The sequence below is a fragment of the Streptosporangium amethystogenes subsp. fukuiense genome, from assembly GCF_042665875.1.
GTDB classification, from domain to species: domain Bacteria; phylum Actinomycetota; class Actinomycetes; order Streptosporangiales; family Streptosporangiaceae; genus Streptosporangium; species Streptosporangium fukuiense.
On the sequence record NZ_JBHTEE010000001.1, the window covers coordinates 9,201,905 to 9,222,387 of the forward strand.

At 71.1% G+C, this 20,483-nt stretch carries 7 protein-coding genes; 5 read left to right on the plus strand and 2 right to left on the minus strand.

The annotated features are described in order from the left end of the window. The first annotated feature begins 293 nt into the window (after window positions 1-293). Both ACFQVD_RS40860 and ACFQVD_RS40865 read left to right on the plus strand, forming a co-directional pair. On the plus strand, window positions 294-9,791 hold the full coding sequence (locus ACFQVD_RS40860) for a calcium-binding protein (protein ID WP_343962999.1): 9,498 nt from the start codon (window positions 294-296) through the stop codon (window positions 9,789-9,791). A gap of 14 nt (window positions 9,792-9,805) precedes the next feature. Further along, a complete protein-coding gene (locus tag ACFQVD_RS40865) occupies window positions 9,806-12,100 on the plus strand; it encodes a hypothetical protein (RefSeq protein WP_343962997.1) in 2,295 nt (764 codons plus the stop codon). Window positions 12,101-12,261: 161 nt separating this feature from the next. Here ACFQVD_RS40865 and ACFQVD_RS40870 read toward each other — a convergent pair whose 3' ends face one another. Continuing rightward, complete coding sequence (locus tag ACFQVD_RS40870) at window positions 12,262-13,200, minus strand: aldo/keto reductase (protein WP_343962996.1); 939 nt, start codon at window positions 13,198-13,200, stop codon at window positions 12,262-12,264. A 103-nt stretch (window positions 13,201-13,303) separates the two neighbouring features. Here ACFQVD_RS40870 and ACFQVD_RS40875 point away from each other — a divergent pair, with 103 nt between their 5' ends. Further along, entirely contained in the window at window positions 13,304-13,666 is a 363-nt protein-coding gene (locus tag ACFQVD_RS40875; RefSeq protein ID WP_343962995.1) for a MerR family transcriptional regulator, read from the plus strand. 177 nt (window positions 13,667-13,843) lie between these two features. Beyond that, window positions 13,844-15,265 (plus strand): penicillin-binding transpeptidase domain-containing protein, encoded by a 1,422-nt coding sequence (locus ACFQVD_RS40880; RefSeq protein WP_386368812.1) that lies wholly within the window; start codon window positions 13,844-13,846, stop codon window positions 15,263-15,265. Between the two features lie 95 nt (window positions 15,266-15,360). On the opposite strand, the gene ACFQVD_RS40885 is transcribed toward ACFQVD_RS40880, so the two are convergent. Continuing rightward, on the minus strand, window positions 15,361-17,238 hold the full coding sequence (locus ACFQVD_RS40885; protein WP_343962993.1) for an ABC transporter ATP-binding protein: 1,878 nt from the start codon (window positions 17,236-17,238) through the stop codon (window positions 15,361-15,363). 320 nt (window positions 17,239-17,558) lie between these two features. On the opposite strand from ACFQVD_RS40885, the gene ACFQVD_RS40890 reads away from it, so the two are divergent. Then, window positions 17,559-19,952, plus strand: a complete 2,394-nt coding sequence (locus ACFQVD_RS40890) for an ATP-binding protein (RefSeq protein WP_343962992.1) — start codon at window positions 17,559-17,561, stop codon at window positions 19,950-19,952. Window positions 19,953-20,483 lie beyond the last annotated feature (531 nt).

The following is a 20,483-nucleotide window of genomic DNA, read 5'->3' on the forward strand; positions in this document are numbered from 1 at the left end:
AGACCGGAAAGAATGCAAGATCTGTTCTGTCGCGGCTGTCCGCGGTTTCCTCGACCCCGGGTCGCGCGCGGCGCGCGGCAGGGGCGGTGCCGCGTCCAGGGCTGTCCCTGCGGCGTGCCGCTGGGCGGGCGGCGGGTTCCTCTATCCGAGGCGACTTGGGGTTTTCTCGACGAGATCTCGCTTAGTCGATCTCAAGTCGGCAGGAGTACAAAAATCGCGTTTTGCACCTGAATAACCCGGTTTGTCATGGAGGCCTCGTGCGGGCACGTGGACTGCTCAGAATATTGTGTGCGGTGCTCGTCACGGTGAGCATGACGGCCGGGCTACCTCAGACCGCGTCGGCGCGGTCCCAACGGGACGCCGAGACCACCGCCCTGCTGGCAGGGGTGAAGCGGTTCGCCGAGGTGAGCCGGGGCTTCGCCACCCTGGGCAGGCTCGGTGAGCGGCTGCCACTGGTCGGGCTGGTCCCCGGGGCCGAGGCGGGCCTGGGCCTGGAAACCCTGTTCGATCAGGCGATGTACGACCCGATCAAGGACATCACCAGCCTTTCCGAACTCGAACCGGAGTACACCACGCCGGGCCCGCGGGCAGGCAGGCTTCTCGCGAGCACCCGCGAGGAGGGCGGCCTCAAGCGCCTCGACCTGACCCTCGACGTCACCAGGTCGGTCGGCGACCAGCCGGTCAGCATCTCCAGCGCGACGCCCAGGGTGTCGTTCACCACGTCGAAGAGCGTGGACGTCGACCTGAAGCTGAACGCGAAGCTGTCCTTCGGATACGACCAGGTCACCCGGTCCGTCTACCTGATCAAGGACGCCTCCGGCCCCGCGCTGACGGTCCAGGCCGCCGGACGGCTGGACTCCGCGGCGAAGGCCACGGCGGCGTTCGGCATTCTCGGCGTGGACGTGCTGGGAGACTCGGCGCTCGACATCGGCTCCACCCTCACCTTCTCGGCCGCCGACCCGAACGGCGACGGCAGGCTGGACCTGACCGGGACAGGCGAGCTGGCCGCGGAGGGCGCGGCCGCCGGTCTGTTCCGCGTCTCCCCGGCGGGGTCGGCCGCCGCCACCTTCAACCTGCGGGCCCAGCCCTTCGCGGGGGCGCCGGTCGACGGCGCGACCGCGACCGTCAAGGTGAACTGGCCGGACATCGCGACCGGGACGCCACAGGTCACCGTCGCCCAGTCCGACCTGGACCGGCTCAACCGCTTCCAGCACCTGACGCCCAAGGACCTGCTGGACGGGCTGGCGCACCTGGCCAACGCGATCAACGCGGTCCAGCGCTCCCAGTGGCGCAAGGACGCCCAAAGCCCGCTGAAGGGCAACCTGGACCTACCGTTCATGCGCGGCAGCCTGGCGGACGCGGTGCGGGTCTCCGAGGCGATCGAGAAGTTCGTCAAGGACAGCGTCAACGGTGACACCGGCGAGCCGACGTTCACCTCGATCCAGAGCATGCTGGCCGCGCTGGGAGCGGCGAAGAACCTTCCCGGCGGCGCGGTCGTCAAGGTCACCGAGGCCGGATACGACGACTCCGACAAGAAGATCGCCTTCACGATCGTCGTCGACCGCGGCGTCAACGCGACGCCGGAACCGCTCAACCCGGCGGGCCAGACGACCAGTGGCGGTGGCACCGGCGTCACCTATGCCGCCCGGACTCTCAAGCACACGGGCAGGAAGTGGGAGAAGGACGAGTTCAAGGGGCGCACGGTCACCGCGGGCACATCGAGCGGCATCGTGGCCGGCAACTCCGCGGACACGATCACCCTGGCCGGCGACTGGCGCACGAGCGTCCCCGCGCCCGGCGCGACCTACCGGATCGCCTCGTCCGATCCGCTGATCGGCCAGGTGACCTTCGGCGACACCTTCAAGGCCGACGCCGGGATCACCAGGGCGAACGCCGCGGCGTCGACGGCACAGGTCATGCGGGGCTACCACGCCTCGGCGACGGTCGTACTCGACCTGAGCGACCCGGTCACCGGCCAGGGCTGCGCGAGCAGGCCGGACGGCCAGGGCAAGGCGTGCCCCTACCGTCACACCAACCCGGACGGCACCTCGACCGTGGTGTCCGAGCTGCCCCGCGCCGCCGACCGCACCCTGCTCCGCACGGGACGCGACCTGTTCGGTGCCCAGCTGTCGGTGCTGACCGGAGTGAACGTCGACGCGGGCGTCGGCTACCTGGGTGTGCGGCTCACCGGCAATCTGTCGATGGGGGCCAGGAACACGGGCGACCTGCTCAGGGTGACGCTCAAGGACCAGGGTGACGTACGGCTGACGCAGCTGTTCGAGCGGCTCGCCGCCAAGCCGGACGAGCTACTCGACGTTCGGGTGAACGCCGAGGCCAGGGGCAGGCTCGCCGTGGGTGTTCCCGGAGCGTCCGACTTCTTCGGCGGCACCATCTCCGGAGACGTCGTGATGCCGGACATCGGCGATCCGGCCACCGTCGAGTTCCGCGGGTTCGACAGGCTCGGCGAGGTCGGGGAGTTCGGTTTCGACCCCGACAACCCCCGCGCGCTCTTCGGCACGCTGATCAAGTCACTGGGGGCGCTGGCGGCCTACCTCGACAACGTCAAGGGGACCGGCCCGGTGCAGGACGCCCTGGCCGCGAGGCTTCCCCTGGTCGGCCGCTCGGTGTCCGAGCTCGTCGCCGCCGAGGAGACAGGCGGCGGCTCCGGCGTCCGCTACGGCAACGGCGGCTGCCGCCCCGACCTGGGCCACCTCACCGACCCCTCGCACACGTTCACCGACGCCTACGTGGGCCGGGGGGTGCACATCGGCAGCCGGCTCCTGCGGGTGGCCGCCGTCTGCGGCGACGACACCCTCGCCTTCACCGAGAAGTTCACCGGCAACCTCCCCGAGACCGGCACGCGGTACCGCCTGCGACCTCCCCTCAGGGACGCGATCGACCGGCTGACCGCGGCTCCGCCCGACACCCTGCAGGGTCTGGTGGACGAGCTGAACAAGGCGCTCGGCGGGCAGGTCGGGATCAACTACCTGCCGGGCTCCCCCGGTGAGCTCAAGATCACACTGAACTACGACAAGAAGGCCACCTCCGAGGAGCCGCTGCGGTTCTCGTTCGGCGACAAGAGCCTGGTCGCCGCCTCCGGCTCCGGAACTCTCGACGTCGGCGTGGACGGCGGGGTCCAGCTCGGCCTCGTCGTGCCGCTCAAGGCCGCCTTCGACCCCGCCGAGGACCTGCGGATCGACCCCACCTCGAATGTGTGGCTCGGGGCCCAGGCGGAGCTGAACGGCACGGTCGAGGGCACCATCGGGCCGCTGCCCGTCGCGCTCGGCAAGAAGGACGACGACCCCCTGCAGGTCAAGCTCGCCTACAGCGTCAACCTGCGCTACCCGGGAGAGACGGAGGAGCCCGTCAAGCTGGCCGACTTCTTCACCGGCATCGACCTGTCGCTCAACGAGACCAGCGACTCGGTCCAGTGCGCCCAGGACCCGCAGCGCGAGCAGACGGACCTGGCGCTGTGCGCGGTGCTCCCCACCTACCTCAACGGCGGTCCGGTGACCACCGACGGCAAGCACGCCTTCGTCGTGCGGCTCCCGCGCGTGGCCCCGCTGTCCGACATGTTCGACCTCACCACCGAACTGCCGGACGGGATCAAACGGCTGGAGGTGCCGGACTTCGATTTCGGCACCCTGCCCGCCGGTATGGAGCTGGACTGGTACAACCTGGGCGACGGCATTGAGCGTTACCTCACGCTGATGGAGTCCGGCCTGCGGTTCGCCGCGCAGGACGGCAAGCTGCCCGCCGTCGGCGACGACCTCCAGCAGGGTGCCGACTTCATCGGAGCCAAGCGCCAGGAGATCAAGGAGGCGCTCTCCAAGCTGCCGAACCAGGGCAGGGTCCCCACCGGCAAGGACCTGCGGACCTGGTACACCACCTACCTCGCGCCCAAGATCGGCCCAGGAGTGCAGCCGGTGATCAGCTGTGTCACCGCGCAGGGGCCCGCCGAGGGAGAGACGTGCGACGCCGTACCGGGCCCGCAACTGACCGGCATCAAGTTCACCATCGACATCGGCGTCGGAGAGCTCGACCCGGTCAAGGGGTGCTCCGGCGACTGCGAGAGCGTCGAGCGGCGGCTGGACATCGGCGTCCCCGGCCTCGCACTGCGCCAGGGAGAGGGGGACGGCGTGCAGGCGAACCTCGCCTGGAGGCTGCACGCCACCGTCGGCCTGGACCGCCAGAGCGGGTTCTTCGTCAACTCCGAGCAGGACGACCGGCCCAACCTCGGAGTAGGGGTGAACGTCAAGCTGCCCAAGGAGATCAACGCCAAGCTCTCGATTCTGGACGTGAAGCTGGAGAACCGGCCCACGGCGGCACCCGAACTCTTCGCGGGCGCGTTCATCGTCGGCCTCAAGCCCGTCGGCCGGATCGGCATGGCCCAGCTGGCCGACCCGGGAGATCTCGTGGAGACCACGATGTCGGCTCGGGCGAACATCGACTGGAAGTTCACCGTCCAGGCGGGTTCACCGATGCTGCCCGGCCTGTACGGCGGATTCCGTCTCGACTGGGACCTCACCAAGGGGGGCACACCGGACCCCGACGACCTGCACATCTCCTTCAACGACGTGACCCTGGAGGCGGGCGACTTCTTCCGCACCGTACTCGGCCCGGTGGTCACCCAGGTCAAACGGCTCACCGAACCGGTCAGGCCGGTCATCGACCAGCTCTACGCGCCGATCCCCGTACTGTCGGACCTGAGCAGGGCGGCCGGGGGCACGGACGTGAACCTGATCACGATCGCCGAGAAGTTCAACACCCTCGGCGGGGGAATGGACACGGAGTTCCTGACCAAGGTGGTCGAGGTCACCAGGGTCCTGTCCAGCCTGCCCGACTGCCAGGGCTCGATCGCCATCCCGATCGGGAGCTTCCAGGTGCTCGGCGGCCAGGCGCTGAACACGCCGAACTCGCCGGACGTGGCGGACTCGCTCATCACCGGGGAGCGCTTCGCCACCGAGGATCTCTTCAAGGCGCTGGACGACAAGGCCAGGACCTGCGCGAAGGCCGGTGCCAAGAGCGGCGCCAAGAGCGGCGCGAAGGCGAAGGCCGCCCCGTCCGGCCCCATCGACCACGCGGAGAGCGCCGGGTTCGCCTTCCCCGTGCTCGAGAACAAGGGGAAGGCGATCTTCAGCCTGCTCATGGGCAAGGACGTGGAGCTCGTCGAGTACGACTCGGGCCCGCTGCGGCTCGGGTTCAACTACAGCCAGTCGTTCGGCCCGGTCTACGCCCCGCCGCCGATCATGGTGGTCATCTCCGGCAGCGCCGGCATCGAGGGGCGCATCAAGGCGGGCTTCGACACCTACGGCATCCGCAAGGCGATCGAGGAACGCAAGGTCGACATCCGCGTTCTCGACAGCCTCTACCTGGTGACGACCGACGAGCGCGGGCTCCCGCTCCCGGTGATCACCCTGCGCGGTGAGCTGGAGGCCGGGGCGGCGGTGGAACTGTTCCTCATCAAGGCCGGGATAAACGGGGGCATCTCCCTGACGATCGCGATGAGCTGGGCGGACCCGACCAACGACGGCAAGTTCCGGTTCGGCGAGTTCGTGACCGTGCTGCTGCGCAACCCGCAGTGCCTGTTCAACATGGACGGCAAGCTCAAGGTCTACCTGAAGGCATGGGTGGAGATCGGAGTCTCGATCTTCAAGAAGCGGTTCGACTGGACGATCGTCGAGGCCACCCTGCTCGACTTCGCCGTACGGCCCGACTGCGGGGTCGAACCACCGAAGCTGGCGACGGCGAGTGGAAACGCCCTCGTCCTGCACATCGGCCCCATGCGCGGGGCTCGCGGTGACGACTGGGCGGATCCGGGCGACGACGCCGAACAGTGGACGGTGATCCAACTCCCCGCCGACGACACGCAGGAGGCGGGATTCGCGGTCAGCGCGCTCGGCTTCCGTGAGGAGTACCGAGGCGATGGGTTCGACCGGGTGCTGGCCGACGGTCGTGGGGCGACCGGCGACCTGCGGTTGCTCTTCCAGGGCTACGCGGGCTCGGACGGCAAGCCGTACCCCTTCGACAAGAAGGTGGTGGCCTTCGGCGGCGCGGCGAACGACGTGGTCATGACGGGCACGGGCGCGTCCGTGGTGGACGGCGGCGCGGGCGACGACCAGATCACCACGGGTGACCAGTACGGCGGTGCCAGGGCCTTCGTGGCCGGCGGGCCGGGCAACGACCACCTGACCGTGGGCGGCGCGGGCGACTGGGTCGCGGGCGACGGCGGGCTCGTTCCCGGCAAACGCAGGGTCGGTGGCGTCGAGGTCGCGGACTGGGACGGGGACGACACTCCGGAAGAACCGCAGGATCGCGCCGACGACGGTGACGACAGGATCACCGCGGGTCTGGGCGGCAACCACCTGTGGGGCAACGGCGGAGCCGACACGATCAGCGTGGGCTCCGACAGCCCGCTGGCCGCCGGCGACCCGTCCCCGCGCTACCGCGCCCAGCCGAACACCCTGGTCGGCGGGCCGGGCGGGGACACGCTGACCGGCGGCTCGAACGACGACGAGATCTACACGGGTCCGCGGCAGGTCACCGGGCCGGAGGACGAGGGCCCGGAGGACTCGGGGGTCAACTACGTCGACACCGGCGCGGGCGACGACAAGGTCTACGGCGGCAGGGGCGTCGACCTGGTCGCCGGGCGCTCGCAGCCCGGCCAGGTCAGCCGGATCTTCGGCGGCGGTGGCGAGGACGTGCTCGCGGGAGGCTACGGGAAGGACGAGATCTTCGGCGGCCCCGGCGACGACTGGGTGATCGCCGAGCCGTCCGAGGTCGGCGAGGTCACCGGGACGGAGCCGTACGGGCCGGTGCGCGCGGTGAATCACCTGCCACTGCCGGAAGGGGTGGTCGCCTCGGCCAAGCTGCTGGTGGGCGGGTACGGCGACGACCACCTGGTCGGCGGGGACGGCGGGGCCACCGTCTTCGGTGACCGTCGTCGCGCCGAGCCGTGCGAGGAGGCCGAGGACGCGAAGGACGGCCGGGACCTCATCCTGGGCGGCGCGGGCCGCGAGGTCGTGTCGGCGGGCGGTGGCGACGACCGCGTCGTGGCGGGCGGCGGCGACGACCGGGTCTGCGGCGAACGCGGTGACGACGAACTGTACGGCGGCGCCGGCGACGACGTCGTCGAAGGCGGGTCGGGCAAGGACACCGGATACGGCGACGACGGGGTCGACCAGGTGTCGGGCGGCGGCGGTGACGACACCCTGTACGGCGGCGCCCAGGCCGACACGGTCGAGGGCAACGACGGCGAGGACACGCTCTTCGGCGGCGCCGGGGACGACCTGGTCGTCGGCGGAGACCGTCTCGCCGGAAAGGACGACGGGGCCGACACACTGTACGGCGACACCGGCGCCGACCGGCTGGTCGGCGACAACGGCACGGCGACGGGGTCGCACGACCTCGACGGGACGCCGGCGACGGCGGGCGCCGGGGACGTGATCCATGGCGGGGACGGCGACGACACCGCCTTCGGCGGGATCGGCGACGACGAGATCCACGGCAACGACGGCGCGGACCACCTGGAGGGCGGCAACGGCGCGGACACCGTGTACGGAGAGGCGGGCGAGGACGAGATCGTCGGCGGAGGAACCGGGGCGCACCCTGACAAGGGGGACACGCTGTTCGGCGGTGACGGGCCCGACGTGATCGCGGGCGACAACGCCGTCCTCGCCACGACGGGGGAGGCCACCCCCGTGGCCCGCAGGCCAGGGCAGCAGCGCGCCCACCGGGTGCAAGTGCTGGGCGGCGGCTCCGGCGCGGACGTGGTGGACGGCGGCGCGGGCGACGACGCCCTCTTCGGGCAGGAGGGCACCGACCGGCTGCGCGGCGGGGAAGGAGACGACTACGCCGAAGGCGGCCAGGACACCGACTGGGTGGAAGGCGACCAGGGCGACGACGATCTGGTCGGCGGCTCGTTCACCGGTGCGGCCGACCAGGCCGACGCGTTGTACGGCGGGCCGGGCGACGACGTCGTGCTGGGCGACAACGCCGAGATCCTCCGGGTGGCCGGGGCGGAGAAACCGACCCGCGCCACCGTGCGGATCGGGTCGCGGGGAACTCCGATGACCGCCAGGGCGGTGCGGTCGCTGGGCGGCGCGGCGGGTGCGGACCGGATCTCCGGCGGCACGGGAGTGGACGTGCTCTGGGGCCAGGACGGCGACGACTTCCTCTCCGGCGGCGGCGACGGCGACTACGTGGAGGGAGGCGGCGGAGCCGACGTGCTCCGCGGTGACCTCCCGCTGTCGGCGAACTCCGCGCAGACCACCGTCACCCCGCTGCCCGACCCGGGCTGGCCGGGAACGGCGGGCGGGGCCCAGGACCTCGAAGGCACCGATCCGCAGGCGGGACAGGACGACCTGATCGGCGGATCCTCGGTCCCCGGGGCGCCGGACGGTGACGACGCGATCGAGGGCGGCGGCGCGGACGACGTGCTGCTCGGTGACAACGGCTCACTCGTCCGCACCCTGACCGGGACGGCGGAGCGGGTCTACACCGAGCGGTACCCCGCGGGCCAGGTGCCGGCGAACGCCACACGCGGCCGCACCCACGACCCGGACCTGCCCGGCTCCGCCACCCGGTTCTGCACCGAGGCGCAGCGGACGTGTGAACCCGCGGGCGCGTTCGGCGCGGACCGGATGTACGGCGACGACGGCGACGACGGACTGTGGGGTCAGGACGGCGACGACCGGATCTTCGGCGGCGCGGGGAACGACGACCTGTTCGGCGAACTCGGCGACGACGAGATGGACGGCGGCGCGGGCGAGGACGCCATGCTCGGCGACCGGGGCGGTGTCGTGAACGAACGCGTCGACGCGGGGGACGCGCGACGGCTGAGCTTCACGGTCAGCCTCAAGTCGCCGCCCAAGGAGAGCTACACCGGTTTCCGCGAGGGCACCTACGACCGGCGGGCCGATCTGCTGCACGACGCCGACGGCGATGTCTGGGTCGGCGCGCCCACCGATCCGGCCATGCCGCACGACGGCCTCACCTCGGGTGGCGACGACACCATGCGAGGCGGTCCCGGCCGTGACAGCCTGCACGCCGGGTACGGCGACGACCTGGCCAACGGAGACAGCGGCGGCGACGAGGTCTTCGGCGGCGGCGGCGCGGACGTGCTGTGGGGCGGCAAGGGCTGCGACCCCGTCCTGGACGCGGCGACCCCGGACTGCCTGAGCTCCGACGGGACGTTCGATCCGGGCGCCAGGGGCACCGGCGATCGGATGGTCGACCACGTGTTCGGTGGCGCAGGGGGAACGGAGCCGGCCGTGCTCGGCTCGGACCTGCTCGACTACAACCCCCGGGGCTCCTACCCGGGCAACTGCGCCCCCGGGCGCTGGCCGGCCGACACGCCGACCACCAGCGTGGACCCGTGCCTGTGGTTCAAGCTGACCGACAAGGCCGACGCCCAGGGTGGCGACGACCAGCATCACCAGGGCGTCGACTGGCTGTACGGAGGAGCGGGCCGGGACGTGCTGCAGGGCGACATCACCGCCAACGGGCCGAACCCGGGGGACAGGATGATCGACTGGAACGGCTCGTACAACCTGTTCAGTCACTGCGGCGCGGCCAACGGCGGCCACAACATCGTCCGCCAGCACTCCCCGGCCATGCAGGACTTCCTCGCCAAGGTGGCGTGGGGTTCGGGCGCCGGCCGTACGGCGGCGGACGCGACCACACCCGGTACGTCCGCGTACGTGGAGCTGGCGATACCGGCCAATGACAGCGGCTCGGCCTACCCCTCCACACCTGGACATTTCGATTCGCCGTGGGCATGCGCGAGCTGAGAAAGGATTCGTCAATGCTGCATCGACTACTGGCGGTGGTGCTCGTGGCCACCGGCCTCTCCGCCGGAGGGGCGATCGCCCACGCGGAGACCGGACCCGCCGCCGCGAAGCGGTGCGTGCCCGGCGACTGCTTCGCCGTCACCGCCACCCTCGACCGGGCACCGGCCGTGGGGCAGACCGCCACGCTGAGCGTCACGGTCACCTCGAAGGAGAAGGCGGCGAACGTGCGGGTCCTGATGGACCTGCCCGAGAACCTGCGCTGGGTGAGCCCGCCCTCGGGAACGAGCCGGGGCCCCGCGACGATCGGGCGCAGCCACCTGGACCGTGCGAGCCGTACCGGCCCGATGCGGAAGAACGAGCAGGCGCGTTACGTCGGCACGGTGACGGCCACCGCGCCCGGCCCGGCCGCCGTCAACGTCCACGTCACGGACGGGCGGCCCGGCCCGGGCAACGAGGCGCTGGCCTACGTCACCGTCGGGCAGGAGAAGTCCTTCTTCGGCATGGCGCGACCCGCGACCGTGACCCTCGCCCCTCCGCCCGCCGAGACGTTCGCGGCGGTGGACACGACGGTGGACGCGACAGTGGACGTGACAAAGGCGGACACCTGCGTGCAGGGCACGGTCGCGCACCTGACGGTCGAAGGGACCGTCCAGGGCGTTCCCCGGCTCAGGCTGCACGTCATGGACCGGGACGCGGAAGGGGGTGACGACGTGCTCGCCAGAGGCGAGACCGATGACCAGGGCGACTACGAGCTGTGCTTCGACGGAGACGACAGCGACGAGAGCGGTGGTCAGGACGTCTACGTGACGGGTCTGTCCTTCAACGACCACTGGTCGGTCCAGGATCCGAGGAACAGGGCCCTCTACACGTTCCAGACGCCCGTCGTCCCGGATGTCGAGCAGGGCGAAAGAGAGATCGTCGACTACCTCCCCGCGCCCGGCAGCACGGACGAGGGCACGTTCCGGATCTTCACGGCCGCGCACGCCGCGTGGAAGGCGTACACCGGCTGGATCGGGAACCCGGGCGGCTGCTGGGTCGCCGGCGCCTCACCCTGCCGCTCGATACCGATCAAATGGGCCCCCGACTTCACGGTCCCGTACGCCGTCTTCAACAACTGCGTTTCGAGCTGCTCCGAGCCCGACCACATCATCATGAACGCGACGGATCACCTCGCGAAGATGACCGTGGCCCACGAGATCGGCCACTTCATCATGGACTACGCCTACGCCGACGCGTACCCGTCGGCCCCCTCGTGCGGCGGCCTGCGCTGGATGAACCAGGTGACCTCGGAGGGATGCGCCTGGACGGAGGGGTGGGCCACCTGGCTGGCGGTCCAGGCCTACGGGGAGACTCACCGGCGCTGGGGGCCGCTGGACGCGTCGGTCGACCTGGAGAACGCCACCTGGGACACCCCCGAATGGGGAGGAGCGACGGGACCCGACATCGAGGGCCGGGTGGCCGGCGCGCTGATGGACATCGCCGACGGTGACCCAAGGAACGAGATCTACTGGGACCTCTCCTCAGAAGGCCCGGAGAAGGTCGCCTCCGTCGTCGCGGCGAGCAGGCCGAACACCGTCAGCGAGTTCAAGAACGCCCTGCTGGCGGGGATATCGACCCCGGCGGGAAAGCAGGAGGCGCTGGCCGCCTTCTACCAGAACACCATCGATCCGGAGTTCTTCGAACCGCTGCTGGACAGGGTCGAGCTCAACCGCCCGCCCGTGCCGTCCGGCGACTACTCCCTCACCACCGCACGGCCCACCTGGTCGGTGGTGGCCGCGCTCCTGGTCGAGTCTCCCACGCGAGACGTCCACGTGAGCCTCTTCAAGGATCGGTCGCACACGAACGGGATCTCGAGCAAGCAGACCGGCAACGACAAGCCGGACTTCGTCGCCGTCGACGCCACGTCCGGTCCGAAGACCTACTTCCCCCGGGTCCACAACGCGAGCGCGCTCGACAGCGATTCCTACCTCGTCGAGTTCGCCGAGTCGGAGGGCTCGCTCGCGCCGGCGACCTCCACCGAGCTGTCCATGGAATCGGCCGACATCGTCGAGATCCGCACCGCGGACCTCACGACGGGTGAGCCGGTGAGTTTCACCGTCACCCCCCTCGACGGCCAGGATCTCGACATCTTCACAATGGCGCCCAGCGCGTCCAAGTGGGCGAGACCGAGAGCGGACGCGAAGGGCGCCTTCGCCCGGGGACCGGGCATGGCCGAGCGCATCACCATCACACCGACCGTGACCGGCTCCCATGCCGTGATAGTGATCCAGAAGAGCGGGAGCGGGCGCTTCACCCTGGCCCGTTCCTGAGGGCCGACCCGGTCGCCGACACCACCGGCGGGGTGCCACCTGCGCCGACGATCAGGTGGTGCCCGGATCCGGGCCGTCACCGGTCAACCGGTGACAGCCCGGTCTGGCCCCCTTTGAGGGGCCCCGGGCCCCGTGACCGGGGGCGGGATCCCGGCGGCCTTTCAGCGGGCGGCGTCCAGGCGGGCGCGGTGTTCGTCGTCGAGCTTGACGTCCAGGGCACCCAGGACCTCCTCCAGCTGGGCCACCGAGCTCACCCCGACGAGCGGGACCGTCGTGACGTCACCGCCGGTCAGCCAGGCCAGCACCACCTGGTTGACCGTCGCGCCCAGCTCGTCCGCGATCTCCCGTAGCGCGGCGAGCCCGCGGGTGGTGCCCGGGTGCTCGTAGGCGTCCTGCATCGGCCGGTCCGCGCGGGTGTAGGAGCCGGCCATGAGCGCGTTGTACGCCCACAGGGTCAGACCGGGCTCGGCGCGCAGGTAGTCGAGCATGTCGTCCTCGACCAGGGTGTGACCCGCCTCGGGCAGCCGCGTCCCGTACCGGGGGTGCAGGTAGGTGTGGCGGAGCTGCACATGGGTGTAGAGCGGCCGGCCGGTGGCCCGGGAGGTGGCGCGGGCGCGCTCCAGGCTCCAGGCCCGCACGTTGCTCGCGCCGATCTCACCGACCTTGCCCGCTCCGACCAGCTCGGCGAAGGCGCCCAGGGTCTCCTCCAGAGGGACGGTGCGGTCCTCGACGTGGGCCCAGTACACGTCGACGTGGTCGGTGCCCAGCCGCCGCAGGCTGCCCTCGGCGGCGGCGGCGATCGTCGCGGCCGACAGGCCCTCGGCGGAGTCCAGGGTCCGGGCGCCGGGGACGGTCGGCCGGGCGCCGCACTTGGTGCTCAGCATCACCCGGTCACGGTTGCCCCGGGCGGCCAGCCAGCGGCCGAGGGCCAGCTCGCTCTCGTCGCCGGTGGCCCCCTCCTTCCAGAAGGCGTAGTTGTTCGAGGTGTCCAGCAGGGTGCCGCCGGCCTCGACGAACCGGTCGAGGATCGCGAAGGCGGTCCTGTCGTCGAGGAGGGTGCCGAAGTACATGGTGCCCAGGGCGAGGGGAAGGTGTGTCATGGAGATGACCTTGAATGCTGGAGTGGACTCCAGGTCAAGATGATTTCGCCGGGAAGTTTTTGGGCTTGACCTGGAGTGGGCTCCAGGTGGCATGCTGCCCGGTGTGAGTGTGTACACACCGGGACAGGTGGCGGAGGAGACCGGCTTCAGCCTCGACACGCTCCGCTACTACGAGCGGATCGGGTTGCTTGAGTCGATCGACCGCAACGCGGCCGGACAGCGCAGGTTCACCCAGAAGGACGTCGGCTGGCTCGGCATGATCCGCTGCCTGCGCGACACCGGGATGCCGATCGCGGAGATGCTCCGCTTCGCGGAGATGACCAGGGCGGGCGACCACACGGTCCGCGAGCGGATCGCGCTGCTCGAAGCCCACGACCAGCGGGTGCAGGAACAGGTCGACAACCTGCGCGAGCGGCAGGTGGCGATCCGGAACAAGATCGCTTACTACCACTCGGTGGTCGACTAGCGCGCCGGCTCCCCGGCTGCTCCAGCCGAGGTCGTCGCTGCGGCCCCGCCGTCGAACCCGGTGACCACGGCCGTGGACCCTCGCGGCTTATGGTCGGCTAGAACCCGTACGGCGGCTTTGCCACTGGTCGAGGTGCCCTTTTCGGTCCGGCTGTTAAACCGGTATCGGGGAGGGGTCATGATCGCACCGCGCGCACGCCGGATCAACATTCCGCTGCGGCACGTCGCCCTGATGTGCGGTGGGATGCTGTTCGCCCTCCTCGCCAACGTGACCTACCTCCAGGGGCTGGACTCCGAGCGGCTCAACGAGGACCCGCGCAACCAGCGGACGATGATCGCCCGCTTTCACAGCCCCAGGGGACAGATCCTGCTCCACGACGGCACGGTCATCGCGACCAGCCGGAAGGCCGGCGGCGCCACCTACCGGTATCGGCGGTTCTATCCAGACGGCCCGCTCTACGCGGCGATCACCGGGCACTTCTCGCTCCACGGCGGCGCGGGCATCGAGCAGGCGGAGGAGGCCCTGCTCTCGGGAGGCGACCCCCGGGTGAAGGTGCGCGGGCTGGTCGGGGGCACCCGCGGCGGCGCCACGCTCCGGCTCACCGTCGACCGCGGCGCCCAGCGGGCCGCCTACGACGGGCTGCGCGCCACCGGAAAGCCCGGCGCCGTCGTCGCGATCGACCCACGCACCGGCGCGATCCTGGCCATGGTCTCGCTGCCCTCGTACGATCCCAACCTGTACGCGAGCTTCGACGCGGCCAGGCTGGACAGGGTGGACAAGCGGCTGCGGGGTGACCCCGCGAACCCGCTGCTGAACCGGGCGATCCAGCGGAACTACCCGCCGGGGTCCACCTTCAAGGTCGTCACCGGCGCGGCGGCGCTGCACTCCGGGCGGTACGGCCTCGGCACCCGGGTCAGCGCCCCGGCGTCCCTGCGCCTCCCCGGCACCAGCACCTACCTGCGCAACTTCGGCGGCGATACCTGCGGCAACGGCAACCCGCCGCTGCTCCAGGCGTTCAAGCTCTCGTGCAACACCCCCTTCGCGAAGATCGGGGTCGACCTCGGCCAGGACGTGCTGCGCGAGCAGGCCGAGGCGTTCGGATTCGACACGGACGATCTGGAGGTCCCCATGCCGGTGGCCAGGAGCGTCTACCCTCCCGTGCTGGACGACGCGCAGACCGCGATGTCGGCGCTTGGCCAGTTCGACGTCCGGGCCACCCCGCTCATGATCGCGATGATCGCGGCGGCGGTGGCCAACGACGGCTCGCTGATGCGCCCCCACCTCGTGAAGGACGTACGTCTCGCCGACGGCACGATGATCGACAAGGCCGAGCCGTCGGCGTACCGCCGGGTGCTCGGCGCGGAGGAGGCCGAACGGCTCACCGTGATGATGGTCGCCGCCACCGGGAAGGGGAGCACCGGTTCCGCCGCGGCCATCCGGGGGGTGAAGGTGGCCGGCAAGACCGGCACCGCGGAGAACACCGCCAAGGGCAGGGCCCACGCGCTCTTCACCGGCTTCGCCCCGGCCGTCTCCCCCGGATCGCCGTGGGGGTCCTGGTCGAGGGGGGCGGATCCGGGGGACGGGTGGCGGCTCCCATAGCCAAAGCCGTCATGGCGGAGTTTCTGGGCGGTCAGGCGGAGTAGGTCGTCGAGGGTGGCGGGTGGCGGCTCCCATGGCCAAAGCCGTCACGGAGACTAGACGGAATAGGCCCTGGCCTGGAGGCCGTAGAGGTCGGCGTACAGGCCGTCGAGGCCCATGAGCTCGTCGTGGGTGCCGTGCTCGACGACCTTGCCGTGGTCCAGGACGTAGATCCGGTCGGCGTAGCGGACGCTGGCCAGCCGGTGGGTGATCAGCAGGACGGTGCGACCGTCGGCGTGCTGCCGGATGCGTTCGAACAGGGCGTGCTCGGCGCGGGCGTCCAGGGCCGCGGTGGGTTCGTCGCAGATCAGCAGCGGGGCGTCCCGGTGGAAGCCGCGGGCCACCGCGATCCGCTGCCACTGGCCGCCGGACAGCTCCTGGCCGTCCTTGAAACGCCGGTCGAGCAGGGTGCTGTAACCGTGCGGCAGCTCGGCGACCACCTGGTCGGCGCCCGCGACCTCGGCCGCCGCGACGAGCGCGGGCTCCCCCTTGTCGGTGCCCATGCTGATGTTGTAGCGGGCGGTCAGCGGCCAGCGGGTGTGGTCCTGGGCGATGACCGCGATGCGGTGGCGCAGCTCGTCGGGATCGACCTCGGCCAGATCGACGTCGTCCCAGCTGACCCGGCCGCCGTCCGGTTCGTACAGCCCGGAGAGGAGTTTGGCCAGCGTGGTCTTGCCCGAGCCGTTCTCCCCGACGAGGGCGATCACCTCGCCCCTGTCGATGTTTATCGTGAGTCCCTGGAGCGCGGGCACGGTGGAACCCGGATAGGTGAAGACGACGTCCTCGGCGGTGATCCGCTGGAAGCTCTCCGGTGCCCGCGCCGGCCGCCCGGAGGGCAGCCTGCGCTCCGCCTCCGCGCAGAAGTCGAGGAAGTCGGTGAAGTACAGCCCCTCCTCGTAGAGGCGGTTCGTGGCGTACATCAGGTTGGCCAGGTAGGTCTGGCCCGAGCGGATCGCCAGCACGGCGGTGCCCGCCACCGCCAGCGGGACCGCGCCCATCGCGAGCAGCACACCCAGGGCCACGTAGACCACGGCGGTGCCGACCCCGCCCAACGCCTCGCCGACGACCTTCGCGAGCACCTGCCGCCGGGCCAGGCCGAGCATGACCGTCTGCTCGGCGGTGGCCACCGCGTCGTACATCCGCATCAGGAAGCCGCGCATGGTGAACGAGCGCACCTCGGCGGCGGGTTCGCGCTCCGCGAGCAGCTCCGCGATGATCCATTTCCGGCGGCGGGCGGGGATCAGCGCGTACATGGTGGTGTAGCGCATGCGCGCGGAGCGGACCGCCGCCCAGGCGTCGGGCAGCACCGCCAGTACCAGCAGCGGCAGCAGGACCGGGTGGAGCACCCCCAGCACGCCCGCCGCGGCGACGATGCCGATGATCGCGGTCAGCGCGTTGATGGCCGTGACCACCACCTCGTCCGCCATGGACACCCCGCGTGCCCTGGCCCGCTGGAGCGTGTCGTGGAAGTCGGGGTCGTCGAAGGCCGCCAGGCCGACCTGGCTGGTCAGCCCGTACAGGCGCTCCTCGGCGATCCGGCCGACCTGGGGCTCCAGCCGTGACTGAGCCCAGCCCGCGCCCGCCTGGGTGAGGGTACGCAGGGTCGCGGCCACGCCCACCAGGATCAGGCTCGGCAGGGCGGCCCGCACTCGCTCGGGAGTCGGGCCCGCCTCGAACAGCGCCGACAACACCCCGGTCGTGGCGAGCAGCCCGAACGCGGTGAAAGCTCCGCCGAGCAGGTTCAGCGTGATCGCGACGGCGGTGTCGCGGGGACTGGCCAGCCACGCCAGCCTGACGGCCTGCGACACCAGCGCGGGAAGCCTGCGGGCGATGGTCAGGAAACCGACCTTCGCCATCTTGTCGGTGTGCGCGTACCACTCGGAGAGGCTGAGCTCGCCGAGCTCGGGGGCCGGATCGGGGGGAGAGTCTGCCATGCGAGCAGTGTGGGCCGCCGCACCGGCGATGGCCATCGAATGGCCGGTTACGGTCGGCGTCGCCTCGCGCGCGGACCGTCACCGTCCGCGACGGGTCGCCGCTCGGAGGCGGTGTGCGCGGCCGCGGCCGGGGACGGGATGATCCGAGGGGCGGAAATGGCCTAAGACTGGGCATGGTTCGGTAATTGATGTCACACTTTCTGTGACGGTTCTACCCTCGACCTCTTTAAGAGCCGATGACCCAGGAAACCGCACATGCTTCCCTCACCGGAGGCAACCTGCCTCTCGAACCCAACGGCTTCGTGGGGCGTGAAGCCGACGTGGAAGAACTCGCAGACCTACTGGGCGTCGCCCGGGTGGTCACCCTCTGCGGGGCGGGCGGCATCGGCAAGAGCAGGCTGGCGATCCGGGTCGCGACCCAGCTGGCGGAGGAGTTCCCCGGCGGTGTCTGGCTGGTCGAGCTGGCCGACGCGGTGCCGGGCGACCTGATCGAGCCCCGGGTGGCCGCCGTGCTCGGGGTCAAGGCCGAGCCGTCCCGCGCGCTGGCCGACACCCTGATCGACGCGCTCGGCGAACGGCGGCTGCTGCTGGTCATGGACAACTGCGAGTCGCTCATCGAGGAGTCCGCCAGGTTCTGCCGCGCCGTGCTCACCGTCTGCCCGGACGTTCGCGTGCTCACGACCAGCCGCGAGCCCCTGCGGGTGGCAGGGGAGACCGTGTGGCGGGTGCCGCCGCTCAGCCTGCCCAGGGGCGAGGGCCACGACGCCGGCGCCAGCGAGGCGGTGCGACTCTTCGTCGACCGCGCCACCGCCGCCTCGCGGGGCTTCGCCATGACCGAGCAGAACGCGGCGGACATCGCCGGGCTCTGCGAGGCGCTCGACGGGATGCCGCTCGCCATCGAGCTCGCCGCCGCCCTGTGCAGGGTGCTGACCGTGGAGCAGATCAACGCCAGGATCCGGGACCGGTTCCGGCTGCTGTCGGCGGGCGACAGAACGGCCCCGGCCAGGCAGCGGACGCTCAGGGCGACGGTCGACTGGAGCTACCAGCTGCTCAACGAGCCCGAGCGGATCCTGCTGCGGCGGCTGGCGGTCTTCACCGGCGGCTGGACGCTCGACATGGCCGAGCAGGTCTGCGCGGGCAACGCCCTGTGGGCCGAGGACGTCCTGGGGGTGCTCTGCGACCTGGTCGACAAGTCGCTGGTCCTGGCCGACGCCGAGGTCGCGGGCGAGACGCGCTACCGCATGCTGGAGACGATCCGCGAGTACGCCGCGGAGCAGCTCGAAGCCTCCGGCGAGGAACCCGAGTTCCGGCGGCTGCACCGCGACCACATGATCGAGCTCGCCGCCCGGATCCACCAGACGATAGTCCGGCGGCCCCGGCCCACCTGGGCCGAGATCTGCCCGATGCTGGTCATGCTGGACGAGCTCCAGGCCAACGTCTGGGCGGCGGTGCGCTGGTCGGTCGAGGCCGCGAGCGACCCGGAGAGCGCGCTCCGCCTCCTGGTGTTGCTCCGCTGGCCGATCATCGCCGGGGGAAGGTTCACCCCGACCGACAAGTGGCTGGACCGCCTGCTCGACACCGCCCCGGACGAACTGGCGCCGTACGTGCGTGGCGACGCCCTCGCGCTGCGCGGGCAGGTGGCCTTCGGGCAGGGCGATCCGGACACCGCGCAGATCGCCTGCACCGCGGCGGTCGAGCTGTGCCGTGAGACGGGCCTGCCCGGACCGCTCAGCGGCGCGCTGGCCATCCTCGCCTGGGTGGCGATCTACCAGCGCCGCCCGGAACGGGCCAGATCCCTGCTGGACGAGGCGCTGGAGGCCGTGCACACCGTCGACGACCCGTGGCACGAAACGGTCATCCGCTCCATGGAGGGCACTTTCGCCCTGTCGGAGGGCAGGGCGAAGGAGTCGCAGCGCTCCTTCGAGGCCGCGCTGGCCATCGCCCACGAGCTGGACAATCACTGGGCCGCGCCGGTGGCCCTCATCGGTCTGGCCCAGGTCGCCTGGCTCCGCGGCGACCTGGCGGAGGCCCGCGCCCACTACGAGCGCGCCCTCGACATGCTCCAGGACATCACCGCTCACTGGCAGTCCATCACCTGCCTGTCAGGTCTGGGCCGGATCGCCCTGGCCCAGGGGGACCTCGTCACCGCGCGGGCCAGGCTGATCGAGAGCCTGCGGCTCTGCATCGGGACCGGCCAGCGGCTCGGCGTGGCCCGCCGGATCGAGACGCTCGCCCAGCTCGCCCTCGCCGAGGAGGACGACCGCAGGGCGGTGCGCCTGGCCGGAGCCTCCGCCGCGATCAGGAGCGCGATGAGCGGGGCCGTGCTGCCGCCCGGGTTCGGGGCACGGATGGAGGAACTGCTCCAGCCCGCCCGGGTACGCCTCGGTGACGCGCTGGTCGCCCAGCTGTGGGCGCACGGCCAGGAGATGTCCCAGGAGCAGGCGGTCCGCTACGCACTTCAGCTCGACGAGCCGTGCGAGACGCCGGTGCTGCTCGGCAGGCCTCCGGTCGTCGCCCCGCTGACCACGCTCACCTGCAGGGAGGCGGAGATCGCCGAACTGATCGCCAGGGGAATGAGCAACAGGGCCATCGCCGACGAGCTGGTGATCAGTCCCGCCACCGCGGCCAGGCACGTCGCCAACATCCTGGCCAAGCTCGGCTTCTCCTCGCGCACCCAGGTCGCCACCTGGGTCGTCGAGCAGAATCGTTCCTGACAGGCGGGCCGGGAGCGGTCACCGGGTCGACCGCTCGGGCTCTACACACCCGGGCTACACATGTGCGGGTGTGAAGATACATCTCGGGATACCCAGTCCGGAGTATGTGCCGGGACCGCCGCTCGCCGTACGTTTTCCTGGTGTTCGACCGATGACGTCCAGCCTTCCGCACCGTGCCGGCCACAGTTCCGGTCCGGAACGGCAGGTCCACACCATCCCGGGCGTCTCGGTCGAGCACGTCGCGGACGTCGCGTGTCCCGGTAGACGGCGAGGCCCCCTCGGAGGGGTGGGGGCCGAAGCCAAGGGCCGCACGCGGCAGCGGGCTCGAGTCGCGCAGGGCTCGAGCCCGCCTTCCGTTGTGGGGGACCGCTCAGGGGGCTGTTTCCGGGGTCTGATTTCGGGGGGCGTGGCTCAGAGGGGTCGCTGAACGTCTGGGGCGGACGCCCCGTCTTGGGGGAGGAAGCATTGCTTGTCGTGCGGGTGCGACTCGGCGGGGTCGGGGGGTTCCGTCGACGACCCCCTTCTGAAGAG

Bases quoted from the DNA above. Each gene is read 5' to 3' on its own strand.
- ACFQVD_RS40865 (WP_343962997.1), top strand. From the start codon at position 9,806: ATGCTGCATCGACTACTGGCGGTGGTGCTCGTGGCCACCGGCCTCTCC.
- ACFQVD_RS40870 (WP_343962996.1), bottom strand. From the start codon at position 13,200: ATGACACACCTTCCCCTCGCCCTGGGCACCATGTACTTCGGCACCCTC.
- ACFQVD_RS40880 (WP_386368812.1), top strand. From the start codon at position 13,844: ATGATCGCACCGCGCGCACGCCGGATCAACATTCCGCTGCGGCACGTC.
- ACFQVD_RS40885 (WP_343962993.1), bottom strand. From the start codon at position 17,238: ATGGCAGACTCTCCCCCCGATCCGGCCCCCGAGCTCGGCGAGCTCAGC.